We start from the raw sequence: 431 nt of genomic DNA, 5'->3' as shown, positions 1-431 counted from the left end.
AAGAGTTGACGCTAGAAATGGACAGTCATGCCGTCACCGATATTGAAAGAAAGGGTTTACGCACTGTCGGCATATACACGCTTATATTCTCGGGCCTGCTTGCCGCGACGATCGTCCCTGAGAATGGCATATTACGACACCCCGATACAGGACTCGTTGCAGGGTCTCCTTTCTTGAAGTCCATCGTCGCGTTTATCTTCATCTACTTTTCGCTAGCGGGGATTATCTACGGCAAAGTCGTTAAAACAATCACAAGCTCTAACGATGTCGTTCATGCGATGAATCACGCCATGACGACAATGGGGGCTTATATTGTCTTGGTATTTTTTGCTGCGCAATTTGTCGCTTTCTTTAAGTGGACCAACCTTGGAGCAGTGCTCGCTGTCGTGGGTGCAACAGGTCTGGAAAGCCTCGGCTTAACCGGCCCTGAG

1 protein-coding gene is annotated in these 431 nt (G+C 49.2%); it reads left to right on the top strand.

What is annotated here, in order from left to right; genetic code table 11:
* Positions 1 to 431, top strand: a 431-nt coding sequence (locus A3750_RS05710; RefSeq protein ID WP_197474930.1) for an AbgT family transporter, incomplete at both ends; no start/stop codon positions are given.

The sequence above is a fragment of the Oleiphilus sp. HI0079 genome (assembly GCF_001635105.1).
The sequence above is the reverse complement of the archived record's forward strand: the minus strand, read 5'-3'. Positions and strand labels throughout refer to the sequence as shown.